A 16,407-nucleotide genomic window follows, 5' to 3' on the forward strand; every position below is an offset into this window, starting at 1 on the left:
AAGCTAAAGAGATTGGATCGCACTATGTGACTTTGGCTGCAGTAGAAATCCACGCCTGTTGCGGCGACTTGGCGGACATGCACAACAAGCCGAACGCAAGAATCGGCAGTGCCGGAAAGAGCATCAAGCCCAAGCTGTAGGAGCCGCTTTTATCGAAGACCATACCCAATACGATAGGTCCGATAATTGCTCCCAGCAGGGTGACCGAAAAGGCGCTGCCAAAGATCCGTGCGTAAGCCAGTCGACCAAATCGGCGGGCAATCAGGTAACCCAGAATATCGATCTCGGCCCCCTGAGAGGCACCGATCAGAAAGCTGGCGGGCAGCGCCCAGTTCGGCCCCTCAATCAGCATAAGGAAGCCGACAAGTTGGCAGGCGAGAAAAATCCCAGCCACGGTGCGGGTGTGCAGATGATCCAGCAAGGCGCCGCCGAACAGTCGCCCCACTAGTGAGCCGACAGAACCCGCCGCAACGATGCCGGCTATCTGAGCGGCGGATACGCCCCAATCCGACAGCATCGCCGGCAGGTGAAAGCTTGCGCCGACAGCACCAAACAGCACCAGTACAAAGGCCATCGAATACAGCCAGAAATCCCGCGTCGCCATGGCACTGCGCAGGGTCAGACCGTCCTGACCAGATTGCGTTTTCGCACCGCGGCGTTCCGCCTCGGGCATCGGCCCCTTATTGTCACGGACAAACACGGCGAGATTGACCAGGCCAATGACCAGAGCAATTGCCCCGGCCGCCACAAAAGCCTCCCGCCATCCGTGCAGTAGGATGTTTTGCGAAATAAGGTAGGAAAATCCGCCAGTGCCTACCGCAAGGCCCGAGGAGGTAATGGCAAAGGCAAGCCCCAGGTGCTTGTCGAACCAGCGCTGGGTCAAATACAGGAAGGCCGGATAACTCGCCAGATTGCCAAAGGCCACACTCAACGCGGTGATCGCGACAAAAGCGCCGAAGGAGTGTGTGAGCGACAGGCACATGTAGCTGCCACACCCCAACACCGTGCCGACCAACGCGACCCGGCGTGCGCCAAAACGGTCGACAAGGAAGCCGGCCAGTGGCATCACTAGGGCATTACAGATGGCCGCGGCGGAAATGATGATGGAGAAATCGGTACGGGACCAACCGAACTCGCCGGTCACCGACTTCATGAACAGGCCCAGCGGAATCAGGAGAATGGCGGGCGACGCGATGCTCATCCCGAGAAAGCATCCAACGAGTACTGACCAGCGTTTCATGTGTTGTTTCCTTATTATTGTATTGGCAAACGAACTGGCAGCTTGAGGCTGCAGACCGATCCGCGTGCCTTGTAAAAAGTGGCGCGCCGGGTGAGCCCCCCACTAGCCGGTATGTTCTCGGGCAGCAGGAGCGTCGTGTTTCACATTGGAGATACCGGTCACTTCAAAGGCAGCCAGCGGTCTGACACGCTCGGCGGCAAATGCGCACTCGCGCAACGTCGGGACCAGCTCATGGAGCTTGTCGAGTCAGCAGGCTGGGTCTCGCAGGCGGCAGCGGCTGGGACGGCACGAACAGTTTTGGGCTATCGCTCATGGTGAGATTATTTTGTTGTTTAAACTTGGAACCCGATTTGGCTTTTTTACGAGCCTACGTGCACCCACCAATTATATCAACACCGGTTGAGATAATTGGACGGATGGACAGATCATAAGGAGGAAAAAATAGCGACCACCCACGACGGTGCGGTCACCAGCATTCGAGTGACTATTACCGCGTGGGGCTGATCGGGGAAACTTGCTTCAGTTCCAGAAAGCGCTGGGCTCACCAACGAGTTGGAAAGAATGGTCAGAGACGCCGCCAGTAATAGTGCGAGCGCCCTCTTATCCTTTGAGATCAGGAGAGAAACTAGAAAGGCGTCTGATGAAGAGTCCATAGAGACTGCACGTCTTATGGAGAACAAGCTCTCCATGGCAGACGCAACCTCACAACGGAAGGTGAGCGCAATGCGCTTGTAAATACACCGCTCGACCAACGAGGTAGCCTTTACTGTTGGCGCCGACGCCAAATTGACCCACGTGCTGACGCAAGCTTGACCCTCCTCCAATTCTGCACAAATGCAGCAAAGGCAATGGTTCGCGATGAACAGACTCGGTCAGTGACATCTCGGCCACTGGGACAATTCGGAGTCGGCGCCAACAGCCGATACCGCACTTGTCTCCGTACAGCTCCTTATCGTGGTTGCAGCTGTACATGTAGCCCTGGCTATGCGTGACGTCTTCACACAACTCGCCGAGCTGAATGGCCTTGAAGACGTCTCCACGCACCTCGTTGCCATTGAAGAAGTAGGCAGCATGGATGTGGTAGCCCCTGCCATTATTAGGATCTCCCTGTTCCACTGAGTAGATGTGGCCGATGAGGTGGTCGAAGAGCGGGTTGCGCCTGTGCTCGGCAATCAGCTCATCCAGGGCATCGAATACGTGCTCGATTTGCAGCTTGGCCTGCGCCTCGGAACGGTAGTGAAAATCGACTCTGACGATGGTGATGCAGGAGTAGAGCTCCCATATGAACAATCGAATCTGCCGGGATTGTTACCTTCTCGCCTGACAGTTCGTAAACCACATCCTGAGTCACTTCAATCACTGATGCCATGGTGCCCTCCTTGTAAAAGGGCACCACTGGAGTGGCAATCGGCCACTCAGGAAATAGGACATTCGCTCAGAAAGGAAATAGCCATCGTTTGATCGATAGCACTCAAGCAGTTGCCCGCCGAACGTGCCCATGCGAAAGGTTCATGCCCTGCCGGCTTGGATTCATGGCGAAGGATCACCCCGATGCCGACTTCAACACCGTAGCTCATCCTCTGCTGCAACCAAACACACGACAACGATTGCCATACACCTTGGTCGCCGCCTTGCAGAGGTAGCTCACTCGAACGAAATACTGATCCAACTCCGCCGGATCATCCTGAGAGAGGTGGTATTCAGCGTTCTCGGGGATATGCACCAAACCATTGGTATCATCGATAGGCATTCTCAACGCACTGGCCCATGCAGCATGAATGCGGCCGTATGTATTCTCTCGTGCTGAGTCAAAGTATCCCACGGTGTGGTACGCATCCTTGTTGAGCAGTAAGACGAAGTGGTAATGCGGTCTACCCTCTCGCCCAACCTCCCTGGCCCAGCACCAGCGGACGTCTGTCTGATGAGCAGTACCGTTCAACCGCCTGGAGCGCTCTCGCGCCGATTGGATTCTGAAGGTCAACGAATCGACAAATCTGGAAATGACAGTGTTATCTGATGCAAGGACAGAGTCGTCATCTGGGAAATGTAGGTCGAACCGTACCGCGAACACCTGGCGGTGAGCTCTCAGCGCTAACCGTGTGGTCTCATGAATGCCTTCGAGGTATTCCGTAATGAAAGGAGCATAGGACGTCAGTACAGGCAGTCCTCGAAAGGTGCTCTCGTAGTGCAGGTGGAGATTGCTGTTGTCAGGGTGACGCTTGGGCTGGTATGTCATGGGAATGTTCCACTGAGTGCGGATTCCACGCCATCCGGACACTCAGCCCACCAACATCCGGACACTCGTTCCACGCTCATTCGGACAGGCAGTCGGAGCGTAGCGACGCAGGTTTGTATTGTTAGTCTGAAGTCCCTTCTGCCGTCAATTTCGTCGCGCGTCTGCGCAGCGATTCGCCCTTCAGTTCGATCCGATAAGCGTTGTGCACTAACCGGTCGAGGATCGCATCGCCCAAGGTTGGATCGCCGATCAGTGCATGCCATTTGTCCACCGGCATTTGGCTGGTCACCAGTGTTGAGCGGTTCCCGTAGCGGTCGTCCAGCAGTTCCAACATGTCGCGCCGTTGCGGCGCGGTAAACGTCGCGAGACCCCAGTCGTCCAAGATCAATAGGTCAGTCTTGGCATAGCCCGCCATCAGTTTGGCGAAGCGACCATCACCGTGCGCCAGGCCCAGTTCTTCCATCAGACGCGGCAGGCGCAGGTAGCGCACGCTGTAGCCGTCCCGGCAGGCCTTGTGGGCCAGCGCACAGGCGAGCCACGTTTTGCCTACGCCAGTCGGGCCGCCGATGATCAGGTTCAGGCCATCGCGCAGCCATTGGCCGCTGCCCAGTTGCAGGATCAGGGATTTGTCCAGGCCACGCGGGCTGCGGTAGTCGATGTCCTCCAAGCAGGCGTTGTGACGCAGTCGGGCTGCTTTGAGGCGGGTGGTCAAGCGCGCGTTTTCACGCTCTGTCAGCTCGCGGTCGACCATCAGGCCCAGGCGCTCATCGAAGCTGAGGTCGTTGATGTCGGGCGTCGCGTGTTGCTCGCCTAGCGCTTTGATCATGCCGTGCAGCCGCAGGGTTTGCAGCTTGTCCAGAGTCGGGTTGGGTAGCATTTCGATGCTCCTTTTTCAGGTCAGTGGTAATAGCCTGGGCCACGCAGGTTGATGTGTTCATCGGGCAACAGCGGCAGGTTTTGTTGGGCCAGCGGTAGCTTTTCCAGGCCTTGGCGCAGGATCGATTCGAGGCTCTTGTAACTGCATGCGCCCAGTGCCAGCGCACGCTGGCAAGCGGCCTCCAGCCGCGCTTCGCCGTGATGTTTACCCAGCCGCAGGATGCCCAGACAGGCGCGGAAGCCGTGCTGCGGATGGATTCGGCGTTCGAGGATGTAGGCGATGACGCCGGCAGTGTTCGGCCCGGTCTGCTCTGCCCAGCGGATCAGCCGTTGCGGTGTCCACTCGGCGTGTTCGCGGTGACTCTTGGGCATGTGCTCGATCTGGGTGGTGTGACGGCCTTTGTGTGGCGAGCGCCGGTGGCTGGCCACGCGTTGGTTGGCGTGGAAGCACTCGACGGTCTGCGCGGTCAGGCGCACTTCGAGCTGGCGCTTCACCAGTTGGTACGGCACCGAGTAGTAATGGCCGTCGACCTCGACGTGGTAGTCGATGTGGACGCGCACTTTTTTCCATTCGGCGTAGACGTAAGGGTGCTCCGGCAGCGGTTGTAGCGCCGGTTGGTCGATGGTCTCGAAGGCCGAGCGGCGTGAGCCGGGCAGCTTTTTGAAGGGCCGTTGGTTAAGACGTTCGAGCAACACACCGATGGCCGTGTTGAGTTCGCCCAAGGAGAAAAACTGGCGATTGCGCAGCGCCGCGAGGATCCAGCGCTCGACCACCTGCACACCCACTTCGACCTTGGCTTTGTCCTTGGGTTTACGCGAGCGCGCGGGCAACACGGCAACGCCGTAGTGCTCGGCCAAGTCGCGGTAGCTGGGGTTGATGTCCGGTTCGTAGCGGTGGGCTTTGGTGACGCCGCTGCGCAGATTGTCGGGCACCAGGATCTGTGATGTACCGCCGAAAAAAGCAAAACATCGAGCGTGCGAGCCCAGCCAGTCGGGGAGTTTCTGCGACCAGGTGGCCTCGGCAAAGGTGTAACTGGAGGCGCCCAGCACGGCGACGAAGACCTGCGCTTGGCGGATTTCGCCGGTGCGCCCGTCAATGATCGGCACGGTCTGGCCGGCGTAATCGACGAACAGCTTTTCGCCCGCGCGGTGCTCCTGACGCATGACCACATCGATCTTGGCGGCCCAAAGGCGGTAGTGCTCGCAGTACCAGCTGTATTGAAAACCTTGCGGATGGCTGAGGCGGTATTCCTGCCAGAGCAAAGCCAAAGTCACGCCGGGGCGGCGCAGCTCGGCGTGCGCCCATGCCCAGTCAGGCATCGGACGTTGATCACTTGGCGCAGGTACTGCCGGTGGAAACAAGCGTCGGTTCAGCTCCGCATCAGAGATATCGATGGGCCACTGAAGCCCACTGGCAGCGAACCGGCAAAGGTAGTCTCCTGCACTCGAATGGCCAATGGATAAGCTTCTGGCGATCTTGCGCACGGACAGGCCGGTGTCGAACTTAAGGCGTAGTACCTCTCGGATTTTACGCATGGATATACGCTCCACGGCGACCTCTTTGCTTCGAGAAAAGAGGTCGATGGTAGTGAAAAACCCTGCGTCGCTGCCTGCCTTAAAGTGTCCGGATAGCCGTGGAATCGGTGTCCGAATGCTCGTGGAATGAGTGTCCGGATCAGCGTGGAATCAGTGTCCGGATGTTGGTGGAATGGGTGTCCGGATGGTCATGGAATCCCCACCCTGAGTGAGTAGGTTCATCAACTCAGTGGATTCTGTAAATTTTTACAGTTCGTTCTGCAGGTGCAGCAGACCTCAGCAACTGCTACTAGGCGCTTTGTTCAGCCAGTGGCTGAGCTCACCCTTCTTGAGGGTGAGCGTGATGAAATGGATGCCTTGGATGAATGGATGGGTAAGGTCTATTCGTTGTTGATGGCTATGAGAGATGCAAGCTCTACCCAGATGACCCCATGCCCATGTATGGGTATATAAATAATACTAATACCGAAACCCACCACCCCACTCCTGCAAGGGAGTGGGACGGCAAACTGCCAGAGATCTCGGGAAGAATAGGACGGCAGCAGTGATTCAGAGGCTCTGGAAATAAACCAAAGATTCGAGTCATCGGGTGAGCCGAAGTGTCGGCCACAGACTTAGTTGACGCTCAGCGAGGGCATCTTGTGTCCTTTGTAATTAAAGCGGAGGACCGCATGTTACATGGACCGGCGCTTAGGCTGATGCTGAAGGCTAAGGCGCTTAGGGCTAACGAGGCATCAGTACACTGTTTCATTTTGGTGCGGAATACCACCAAGATTAATCAGCGTTGGCTGACTCCAGCGCGATGAGCTGGCATACAGAGGGTTACCAGCTTTTCGCTAACGGTGACCCAACGGTGACCAAAACGATCAGATCTCAGAAACAACAAAGCCCGGACCTTTCGGAACCGGGCTAAGTCATTGAAAAATATGGTCGGGACGGAGTGATTCGAACACTCGACCCCTAGCACCCCATGCTGGGGCCTGTAGCAACCTAACTTATTGTTTTTAAACGAATATAATCAATTACAAGGGTAACAAAAAACCCGCTTTTTTGTGCTTATGCAAACGGTAAACCGTGGCTTGTAGCGGTGGTTTTGCGCATATCCCTCCTCCGGCGTCCTGCCGACCACACATCACTCCTCACCCCCACTGCTACGCTGAAAACTCCACGGAGGATTCGCGATGCCAAACTCAGACCTGCTCCCTTCCCTGCTGTTCAAAATCAACGAAAACCAACTTGCACTCGAGGCCGCGATAATAGAGCTAACGCTTTGGGTCGAGCAAAGAGGATTCGCTGAGGTAGCTGGCAACGTTCGCGGTGCTCTGGAAACGATCGACGAGAACGAAGAGTTTATAAAAATGAGCCTCGCTGTACTCATGGCGCCGGAGTGAGCAATCAAGGGCAGCAATCGCCAAAAGCAAACACTCGAAAGTTTCTACGAATTTCAAAATCCATGTATCAACCAACTCGATTTTGCGGCTGGTTGCGCGACCAGTTTGTTAGAACACGATTTCCGCAATCGGCAATGTAAAGCAGCTGAGTCAATCTCGCATACGGCAAAGGAAGATTCGCCGGCCGCTTATGTGCCTCAGTAACTCTAAGCTGCCACATTATCTGAGCCTACCGCGCCGTCGACGCTCCTGACGTTTCAGATTCCGACTCACGATCGCCGGCTTTGCCGCCAAGGTTGCGATGGAGGGTCATTACACACATCCCAGTCATGGTTCCCGGCTCAGCGTCCCAATATGCGAATAATCTGTCCCGCCATGCCCATGGCATCGTAGCCCGTTTACCTACTATGGCTCTATGGCCCGATGAAACGGCGCCCGTGCCCGCCTGACAGAGGGCAGCTACATCTACGTGATTTTCATAGCACGCCGCCACAGAGTACAAATTGGAGAGAATAATGACAAAAATAGCCGAAGCCCAGAACACCCCTTCACCCACTGCTCCCTCGGCACCGGCCATCATCCGGTCGTCGGTGCGACAGCATTCGATCAAGGTAGAGCTTTGCACACCCGCCATCGGCGCCGAGCTCAGCAACGTCAGCCTTGTCGACGCTGCCCAAGATCCAGAACTGATCGCGCAAATCCGGGAGCTGTGGCTCAAGCACAAAGTGTTGTTCTTTCGCGACCAGAACATCACTCCAATGGAGCAACAGCACTTCGCCGCGCAATTCAGCGAACTGGAAGCCCATCCCTTGGCGCCGAGCCATCCTGAGGCGGACAAGCTGCTGATGCTGTACCGCAATCTCGATCCGAGCAAGCCCAAGAGCTATGTGGAAAAGGCTAGTCGCGAAAACCTCTGGCATGCCGATGTCACCTACAAGCATGCGCCGCCCCGCGGTGCGGTATTGCGCTGCGAACTGGGTCCGGAGACCGGTGGAGACACGCTGTTTTCCAACATGGTGATGGCCTACGAAAAGCTGCCCGAAAGCATCAAGCAACGAATCGATGGCTTGTATGCCAAGCACAGTGCCGAGCAGACCTTTGGCGCCCAGTTGCCACGCGAAGAACGTCACGCGATGGCCCTGAAGACCCCCGGCGTCGAGCATCCGGTAGTGCTTGTGCATCCCGAGACCGGCGAGAAGGTGCTGTTCGTCAATTCCGCATTCACCACCCATTTCTCGAACTTCTTCAACTTCGAGGACATCCGCTACGGCCAGGATTTCATGCCCGAGGCTCATCACCTGATGAACTACCTGATCTCCCAGGCCGCCATCCCGGAATACCAGGTTCGCCTGAAGTGGCGCACCAACACCGTTGCCATGTGGGACAACCTGCAAGTCCAGCACTACGCCGTGGCTGACTACGGCAATGCGCCACGGAAGATGCTGCGCGCGACCCTGGCGGGAACCCCGCTGACCTGACCCTGACTGCCAGACAGACAGCCCAGGCACCCGACCATCCGTGATGGTCGGACGATCCCGGCCGCCGAAAAATTCCCGATCAAAACAACAATCAACGGAGATACCTATGCTCTACGAACACGTCGACACCGCAGTCATCGATGGCGAATCCCTGCCGTGGATCCCGTTTACGCCTTATGCGGATAACGTCCTGCTGAAGTACTTCAAACTTGACCCGATCCGCGGTGAATGGATCGTCATGATGAAGGCGCCGATCGACATGCAACTGCCCAAACACCATCACACGGGGACGGTGATGGTCTACACCTTTGAAGGCCAGTGGAAATACAAGGAGCATGACTGGGTCGCCGGCCCGGGCAGCATCGTGTACGAGACGGCTGGATCGACTCACACGCCGGAAGTCGTCAGCACCGGAAGTGGAGACGGATATGTGCTCACGCTGGTTCAGGTCAATGGCGATCTCGCGTTTCTGGATGAGAACGACAACATCGTCGCGCTCGAAAACTGGAAGTCCGGGTTGAAGCGTTATCTCGCCTATTGCGAGCAGCATGACATCGCGCCGAAAGACCTCACGGCATTCAACTGATCTGAGTTCCAGGAGAACTCCCGGCACCCCTCGAATCAAGGAGGAGCCGGGAAAATAAACCTGATCGCAAAAATCCAGGGGAGGGAAACAGGCTGTTGCGGTTCGCGGTCTTGACGCGGAATCTGACCCGGGCCTGGCCGCCTGCTCGCTCCCCCGATCACAGACAAGCGAACGGAGCGATGCCATGCATGGCCTGATGATGCACAAGCAGCTGTTGATTTCCTCACTCATTGAACATGCCGACCGCCATCACGGTGATACGCAGATCGTATCCCGTCGGGTGGAGGGCGATATCCATCGCTACACCTTCCGAGACTGCCACCATCGCGCGCGCCAGTTGGCCAGCGCACTCACCCGCCTGGGCGTCAAGCCTTCCGAGCGGATCGGCACGCTGGCATGGAATGGCTATCGGCACCTGGAGTTGTACTACGGCGTTGCCGGCATGGGTGCCATTGTGCATACCATCAACCCTCGCCTGCATGAAGACCAGGTCGCCTACATCGCCAATCACGCCGAAGACCAGTACATCTTCTTCGACTTGACCTTCTTGCCACTGATCAAGGCCATCGCCGGGCGCTGCAATGGGGTCAAGGCGTTCATCGCCATGACCGATCACGTCCACATGCCCAAGGATGCCGGCATCGACAACTTGCTGTGCTATGAAGACCTCCTTCAACAGGGATCCCCTGACTACGCCTGGCCGGTTTTCGACGAGGATGCCGCCAGTACGCTCTGCTACACCTCCGGCACGACGGGCCACCCGAAAGGGGTTTTGTACAGTCATCGCTCGTCGGTGCTGCACACCTATGCCGCCGCGCTCCCTGACGCCCTGAATTGTTCGGCGCACGACGTGATCCTGCCCGTTGTGCCGATGTTCCATATCAACGCCTGGGGACTTCCCTACATCGCGTGCATGGTCGGGGCAAAACTTGTATTTCCCGGACCGGCCCTGGATGGAGCATCGCTGTTCGAACTGCTCGAAGCCGAGCAGGTGACACTGTCCGCGGGTGTCCCTACCGTGTGGCAAGGCCTGCTTGGTCATCTGGAAAAAACCGGCCGGCAATTCTCCAGCATGAAACGCAGCATCATTGGTGGCGCGACCTGCCCCCCGTCCATGCTGCACACCTTTCAGCAAACCTACGGCGTTGCGGTATTGCACGTCTGGGGGATGACGGAGCTGAGCCCTATCGGAACCGTCGGCGCCCTGAAGGCCAGGCACCTCGAAATGTCTCCGGCAGAGCGTTATGCCGTGCAATCCAAGCAAGGCCGGGCGGTGTTTGGCGTCGACATGAAGATCGTTGACGCGGACGGCCTGGAGCTGCCTTGGGACGGCGCGACCTCGGGTGACCTGATGGTGCGTGGCCCCTGGGTGGTACGCGACTATTTCAGAAATGAAAGCGACTGTTCACCGCTGCTCGAACACGCCGGCCAGACCTGGTTCCCCACCGGCGATGTGGCGACCATCGATGGCGATGGCTTCATGCAGATCACCGATCGCAGCAAGGATGTGATCAAGTCGGGTGGCGAGTGGATCGGCTCGATCGATCTGGAGAACATTGCTCTGAGCCATCCCTCAGTCGCCCAGGCGGCCTGCATCGCCGCGAAACACGCGAAGTGGGATGAACGGCCCTTGCTGATCATCGTCAGGAAAGCGCAGGCAGCCCTGACCCGGGAAGATCTGCTGGCCTTTTATGACGGCAAGATTGCCAAGTGGTGGACGCCGGATGATGTGGTCTTCGTCGACACGATTCCACTGGGTGCTACGGGCAAGGTGTTAAAGAACCGCCTGCGCGAGCAGTTCGGCGATCATCTGCTGGTCAAGGCTGCCAGCTGAGTAACAAGGAAAAAATCCAGCCCTGTCCATGTGCAAAGGCAGGGCGGACGTTACGGCAGATGCCGGTAGCGTTCGCCCTGCCTTTGCATTACCGCTATCAAGGGGTTTAGCCAGCCGCTGGCTCAGAGGCCGGGTCGCCAGACATCAACTGCTCGAGAAACTCCAGCAGCAATTCGTTGACCTGAGCCGGGCTTTCCTCTGCGGCGCTATGGCCTACACCGGGTAGCAGCACCTTTTTGCGCAGAGCGGGCAGGTAGGCGTCCATCTGGTCGTAGAGGCTGCGGATTTCCACCGGCTCCATGGAAGGGTCGGCAGCACCACCGATGAACAGGCTTGGTTGGCTGACCTTCGCGCCGTCTAGATACGCGGTGATTTCCCAGTTGCGGTCGCGACAGCGGTAGTAGTTCAGGGCACCGGTAAACCCCGTGCGCGTGTACTCGGCGACGTAGTAGTCGAGCGACTGCGGGCTCAGCCAGGACGGGAACGCGCCCTTCGGCTCGGTAAAGGCGTTGAGAATCGGCTCACCGGCCTCGACAAACAGACGCCAGCGTTCGGCTCCCACGGCGCTGCCGGAGATCGAGTAGAAGACGCTGCTCAAGGTCTTGCGCGGATCAGCGGCCAGCTCGCGATCCGGCTTGTCGAGCTGCTGGAAATACAGGTGGTGGTAGACCCGGCCTTTCGCCATGGCCTGCAAGCCCACGGTTGGCTTGACCTTGCCCCGCGGCGGTACCGGGGTATTGAGCATCACCAGGCCACTGAACAGATCCGGGCGCAACATGGCGGCCGCCTGAGCCACCCAGGCGCCCAGGTCGTGGCCGATGATCACCGCAGAGGTTTCGCCCAGGGCCGCCATCAAACCCACCATGTCGCCGACGGACTGGCTCATGTCATAGGCTTCGATGGCGTCGGGGCGGTCCGATTGCCCGAACCCGCGTTGATCGGGCACCACAACCCGATAGCCGGCCTCGGCCAATGCCACGATCTGGCGCCGCCACATGTACCAGAGGTAGGGGAAGCCGTGCAGCAGGATGACGAGCGGCCCCTGGCCCTCGTCGATGTAGTGCATGCGGATGCCGTTGACGTCGGCAAAGCAGTGGTTGAATGCATCAGGATCGTCGGCATCCACCTGCGCCATTGCAGTGAGCGGCTGACCGATACGCATTGAAGTGCGCGTATCCATTATCTACCTCCATCTTATTAGTTGTGGGCCTGAAGGTAGCTCTGAGAGGGTGCCCTGCACTGAGCTTAGCAGGACACAATCTTGTGAAATTGGGACAGGGCAAACGCCGGTAGCGCAGCGAATGCCGCCGTCATTCCCTACCCGCCCGCCGCGTCCCAATATGCTAAGAAATTATCCCACTATGCCCATGGCGCGGGACTCGCGTTACCTAAAATGGGACCGCGCTACCTGCTCTGCATTACGCCAGAGCAGGGTTGAAGGTCGCTGGCGCTGTCAGTACGTCCACCAGCGCCCTCTTCCCGCGCAATACACCTTCGATGAAAAAAGCAACGCCGCCATCGGCCGAAGGAGATCCTGTACATGCCCAAGCTTGTTCGCGCCGCCGTTTTGACCAAATACCTGGAAGTCACCCAAGACCTGGGATTCAACCCGCGCGACGTCATGACCGTCGTCGGCCTGAGCCAGGCTCAGTTGCAAGTCCCGGAAAACCGTATACCCATCGATACCGCCGTGCGCCTGCTGGAAGACTCTTCCGTCGCCAGCGGTTGCCAGACCCTCGGCCTGCGTATGGCCGAGTCGCGCCAGCTTTCGGATTTCGGCGTGGTCAGCCTACTGCTCAGCCAGCAACGCACCCTGCGTGGCGCTTTGCAGGTTATGGAGCGCTACCGTCATCTGATGAACGACTCCCTGGCGATCTTCGTTGAAGAAGCCGGCAGGATGGTGATCATTCGCGCCGAGATGGTCACTGAGTCGCTGTTGCCCGGTCGTCAGGCCTCGGAGCTGGTCATCGGCGTGCTGTTCGGCCTGTGCTCGACGCTGCTCGGCGCGCAGTGGCGCCCGTACAGCGTCAACTTCATACATCAGCCACCCGACGACCTGCAAACTCATCGGCGTATGTTCGGCTGCAACCTGGAGTTTGGCAGCGAGTTCAACGGCATCGTCTGCTCCGATGCCAGCCTGGACATGGTCAACGCCAATGCCGACCCGGCCATGGCGTGTTATGCCCAGGACTACATCGATTTGCTGTCAGGTGATGTAAGTACCTCTTTGCTGTTCGAAGCGCGCAAGGCGATCTACCTGCTGTTGCCCATGGGACGCGCCACGATCGAGCAGATCGCGCTGTCACAGGGCATGAACGTGCGCACCTTTCAACGCCGCCTGCAAGACGACGGTTGTGCCTTCAACGACCTGATCAACGAGGTGCGCCGCGACCTGGCGTTGCGTTATCTGGAGAACCCGAACCACTCGTTGAGCAGCATCGCCGACATGTTCGGCTTCTCCATGGCCAGCTCCTTCACCCGCTGGTTCATCAATCAGTTCGGCATGCCGCCAGCGGCGTGGCGTCGCGCGCAGAAACAAGCGCTAGCTTCTTGACAGCGAGCGCTGTCCCCAACCCCTTCAACCCACACGAAAAAAAAACGGCGACTGCTGGTACAGTCGCCGTGAAAGCCGGTGCTTGTGACACCGGTGGTGAGCTTCACTGTAACGAGGAGCCAGCCCAGTGAAGCCCTGCCATAAACCTGTGTGACGCCGGTTTTCAGACGCCCCAATGCAGTAACAGAAGCACCAGCACCACGAGAAACACCGTCTCCCCGACCATCAGCAGGATCGGTTTGATCCCCACCGCCGCCAGTTCCTTGAGCCGGGTTTTCATGCCCAGGGCGCTGATGGAAATCACCAGGCACCAGCGCGACAGTTCATTGACCCCACCTTGCACCGCCGGCGCGATCCAGCCGGTGCTGTTGATGCAGGCCAGAAGCAGAAATCCCACGGCGAACCATGGCAGCAGCGGTGGGCGTTTGCCTGTCGGGTCGGCACCTTGCATGCGGGTAATCATGGCCGCAGCGACGATCACCGGCAGCAGCATGGCGACCCGCATCAACTTGACCACAGTGGCGGTATCGCCGGTCTCGGTCGACATGCCGTAGCCGGCGCCCACGACTTGGGCGACATCGTGGATGGTCGCGCCGAGGAACACCCCGGCGACTTGTGGCGACAGTGATAACCAGTTGGCAATCATTGGATAGACAATCATCGCCAGAGTCGACAGGGCCGACACGCCGATCACCGTGAATAGGGTCGCGCGCTCTTTCTGCGGGTGGTTAGGCAATGCCGCGGCCAGCGCCAAGGCGGCCGATGCGCCACAGATGGCGGTGGCGCCACCGGTGAGCATGCCGAACAGGCGCGAGAAGCCGAGCAGCCTGGCGGCGATCACCGAGACGCCGATAGTCACCACCACCAGGATCACCACCAGCGCCATCGGCTTCCAGCCCAAAGCTGCCATTTGTTCCAGGGTGATACGCATGCCCAGTAACGCCACGCCAATGCGCAGAACCGTACGAGCAGTGAACTCGACACCGGCCTTGCACGGGCCCTCGTCCGCAAGAAAGTTCAGCGCCATGCCCAGCAGCAAGGCGAACAGCATGACCGGAGCGCCGTAGTGCTCGGACAAAAACGAAGCGGCAGCCGCCACGATCAGGCTGACGATAAAGCCCGGTGCCAATTCGCGCGTGCGGGTATGGACTCGGGTCAGGGCAATGGCGCTCATGGCACGCACTCCTCGCCAATCAGCGTCTCGCGCATGCGGCCCGGCAGCGCTTCAGGACGTTGCGCACCTTGCGCCAGCTGACGTTTACCGGTCAGGTAGCAGGGGCAATCGAAAAACACATCAATACTTAAACGACAACTCACAACTTCACCTCCAACGCGACGCCACTGATGGGGGCCGCGACGCTCTCTCCCGTTAAACGGGCAATATCTTTGTGGTAATGAAACTTGGCATAAAAGAACACCGCCGCTGCAGCGAGGCTGACCAGGGGTACCAGTTGAAACGCCGCATGCAGGCCGATCAGGTCGGACACCCGACCGGTAATGAACGGCCCCGGGGCCAGGCCCAGCAGGTTGTTGGCCAGAGTCAGCGTGGCAAACGCCGTGCCGTGCACCGAGTAATGGGTCAGGTTGGCGACCATCGCCCCGCTAGGGCCGGTGGTACCTGTGGCAATCAACATGCCCAGGCAGATCAACAGCAATTGCACAGGCCCCGCCTGCAGTGCGAACGCCGCCGACAACAGCAGGCAACTGCCCAGGCAGAAGGCGATGGCCAGGCTGACCTTGCGTTCCGGCGAATGACGACACAGACGATCGCTGAGCATGCCGCACAGAATCATCCCCACACCGCTGCATAGCACGATGAGCGCCGCAATGCCGCCGGCCTTGTCCGTCGGCATGTCGTAGTAGCGGTTGAGGTAGCTGGGAATCCACACCATGACCGTGCCGCCGACGAACAACTGCAAACCACTGCCGACATAGGTCGCCACCACCGAACGGCTGGACCACAGGGTGCGCAACGGGCGCGGGGCCTGCGCCACCTTGTTCAGGGCCTGCGCCGCCCGTTGCGGCGCAATGCGCGCTTCCTTGACGATGATCGGGTACAGCACCGCCAGGCACAGGCCGAACAGAGCCATGCCGGCGAACGACCAGCGCCAGCCCAGTTTCGCCGCAATGGCGCCGCCCAAGGCCATGCCCAGCACAGCGCCGAACAAACCGCCGGCCATGAACGCGCTGGTCAGGGTGGCGCGCATATGTTTGGGGAACACCGAAATCACCACCGCGATGCCCACGCTGCCATAGGCGGCTTCGCCGACGCCGACCATGAAGCGCGCGATGAACATCTGCTGGTAGTCCTGCGCCAGGGCGCAGCCCAGCGTGGCCAGGCTCCACAATAGCGCCATCAGCGCCAGGCTCTTGACCCGGCCGAAGCGGTCGGCCATCAACGACAGCGGGAATGTCAGCAGGCCGACCATCAGGGCGACGATGCCACTGAGCAGGCCGAGCAGGCCGTCACTCAGTGCCCACTCGCTCTTGAGCAACGGGAACACCGCGTTGAGCACCTGGCGCGACATGTAATCGGAAATCAGCAGACCGAAGGTCAGAGCGAAGACAACCCAGGCATATTTTCGCGCAACGTTGACACAACCGCAGTCGTCATCGTCCGCGGTAATTGGGTGAAAGGCCATGCAGCCTCCTCATAGGTTTTATTGTTGTTATCTA

Annotated in this window: 14 protein-coding genes; 5 read left to right on the forward strand and 9 right to left on the reverse strand. The window is 58.8% G+C overall.

The window, feature by feature from the left end:
- Positions 1-22: 22 nt before the first annotated feature.
- From AC3ISI_RS17755 to istA, 5 genes are all read right to left on the reverse strand, one after another.
- Positions 23-1,240: an MFS transporter gene (locus tag AC3ISI_RS17755; protein ID WP_489333112.1), complete on the reverse strand. Its 1,218-nt coding sequence runs from the start codon at positions 1,238-1,240 to the stop codon at positions 23-25.
- A 702-nt stretch (positions 1,241-1,942) separates the two neighbouring features.
- Positions 1,943-2,530 (reverse strand): YagK/YfjJ domain-containing protein, encoded by a 588-nt coding sequence (locus tag AC3ISI_RS17760; RefSeq protein WP_489333113.1) that lies wholly within the window; start codon positions 2,528-2,530, stop codon positions 1,943-1,945.
- Positions 2,531-2,813: 283 nt separating this feature from the next.
- On the reverse strand, positions 2,814-3,476 hold the full coding sequence (locus tag AC3ISI_RS17765) for an inovirus Gp2 family protein (protein ID WP_489333114.1): 663 nt from the start codon (positions 3,474-3,476) through the stop codon (positions 2,814-2,816).
- 121 nt (positions 3,477-3,597) lie between these two features.
- Positions 3,598-4,353 carry an IS21-like element ISPre4 family helper ATPase IstB gene (gene istB / locus AC3ISI_RS17770; protein ID WP_489333115.1) on the reverse strand — a complete coding sequence of 252 codons (756 nt, stop codon included), beginning with the start codon at positions 4,351-4,353 and terminating at the stop codon, positions 3,598-3,600.
- Between the two features lie 20 nt (positions 4,354-4,373).
- A complete protein-coding gene (gene istA / locus AC3ISI_RS17775; protein ID WP_489333116.1) occupies positions 4,374-5,888 on the reverse strand; it encodes an IS21 family transposase in 1,515 nt (504 codons plus the stop codon).
- A 1,181-nt stretch (positions 5,889-7,069) separates the two neighbouring features.
- Here istA and AC3ISI_RS17780 point away from each other — a divergent pair.
- The 4 genes from AC3ISI_RS17780 (at position 7,070) to AC3ISI_RS17795 (ending at position 11,177) form a co-directional block, all read left to right on the forward strand.
- Positions 7,070-7,279, forward strand: a complete 210-nt coding sequence (locus AC3ISI_RS17780) for a hypothetical protein (protein ID WP_489333117.1) — start codon at positions 7,070-7,072, stop codon at positions 7,277-7,279.
- A 605-nt stretch (positions 7,280-7,884) separates the two neighbouring features.
- Positions 7,885-8,757: a TauD/TfdA dioxygenase family protein gene (locus AC3ISI_RS17785; RefSeq protein WP_489337744.1), complete on the forward strand. Its 873-nt coding sequence runs from the start codon at positions 7,885-7,887 to the stop codon at positions 8,755-8,757.
- Positions 8,758-8,863: 106 nt separating this feature from the next.
- Entirely contained in the window at positions 8,864-9,343 is a 480-nt protein-coding gene (locus tag AC3ISI_RS17790) for a 2,4'-dihydroxyacetophenone dioxygenase family protein (protein ID WP_477794600.1), read from the forward strand.
- Positions 9,344-9,527: 184 nt separating this feature from the next.
- Positions 9,528-11,177: a 3-(methylthio)propionyl-CoA ligase gene (locus AC3ISI_RS17795; RefSeq protein ID WP_489333118.1), complete on the forward strand. Its 1,650-nt coding sequence runs from the start codon at positions 9,528-9,530 to the stop codon at positions 11,175-11,177.
- Positions 11,178-11,283: 106 nt separating this feature from the next.
- Here AC3ISI_RS17795 and AC3ISI_RS17800 read toward each other — a convergent pair whose 3' ends face one another.
- A complete protein-coding gene (locus tag AC3ISI_RS17800) occupies positions 11,284-12,357 on the reverse strand; it encodes an alpha/beta hydrolase (protein ID WP_489333119.1) in 1,074 nt (357 codons plus the stop codon).
- 360 nt (positions 12,358-12,717) lie between these two features.
- Between AC3ISI_RS17800 and AC3ISI_RS17805 the strand changes: the two genes are divergently transcribed.
- A complete protein-coding gene (locus AC3ISI_RS17805) occupies positions 12,718-13,731 on the forward strand; it encodes an AraC family transcriptional regulator (protein WP_489333120.1) in 1,014 nt (337 codons plus the stop codon).
- A gap of 163 nt (positions 13,732-13,894) precedes the next feature.
- Here AC3ISI_RS17805 and AC3ISI_RS17810 read toward each other — a convergent pair whose 3' ends face one another.
- The 3 genes from AC3ISI_RS17810 to AC3ISI_RS17820 are packed head-to-tail and all read right to left on the reverse strand — an operon-like array spanning position 13,895 to position 16,373.
- Positions 13,895-14,905, reverse strand: a complete 1,011-nt coding sequence (locus tag AC3ISI_RS17810; RefSeq protein WP_489333121.1) for a YeiH family protein — start codon at positions 14,903-14,905, stop codon at positions 13,895-13,897.
- Complete coding sequence (locus AC3ISI_RS17815) at positions 14,902-15,048, reverse strand: hypothetical protein (RefSeq protein WP_477796457.1); 147 nt, start codon at positions 15,046-15,048, stop codon at positions 14,902-14,904. The genes AC3ISI_RS17810 and AC3ISI_RS17815 overlap by 4 nt, the downstream gene beginning before the upstream one ends.
- Complete coding sequence (locus AC3ISI_RS17820) at positions 15,045-16,373, reverse strand: MFS transporter (RefSeq protein WP_489333122.1); 1,329 nt, start codon at positions 16,371-16,373, stop codon at positions 15,045-15,047. The genes AC3ISI_RS17815 and AC3ISI_RS17820 overlap by 4 nt, the downstream gene beginning before the upstream one ends.
- Between the last annotated feature and the right edge of the window lie 34 nt (positions 16,374-16,407).

Source organism: Pseudomonas sp. GL_139_B, from assembly GCF_057834475.1.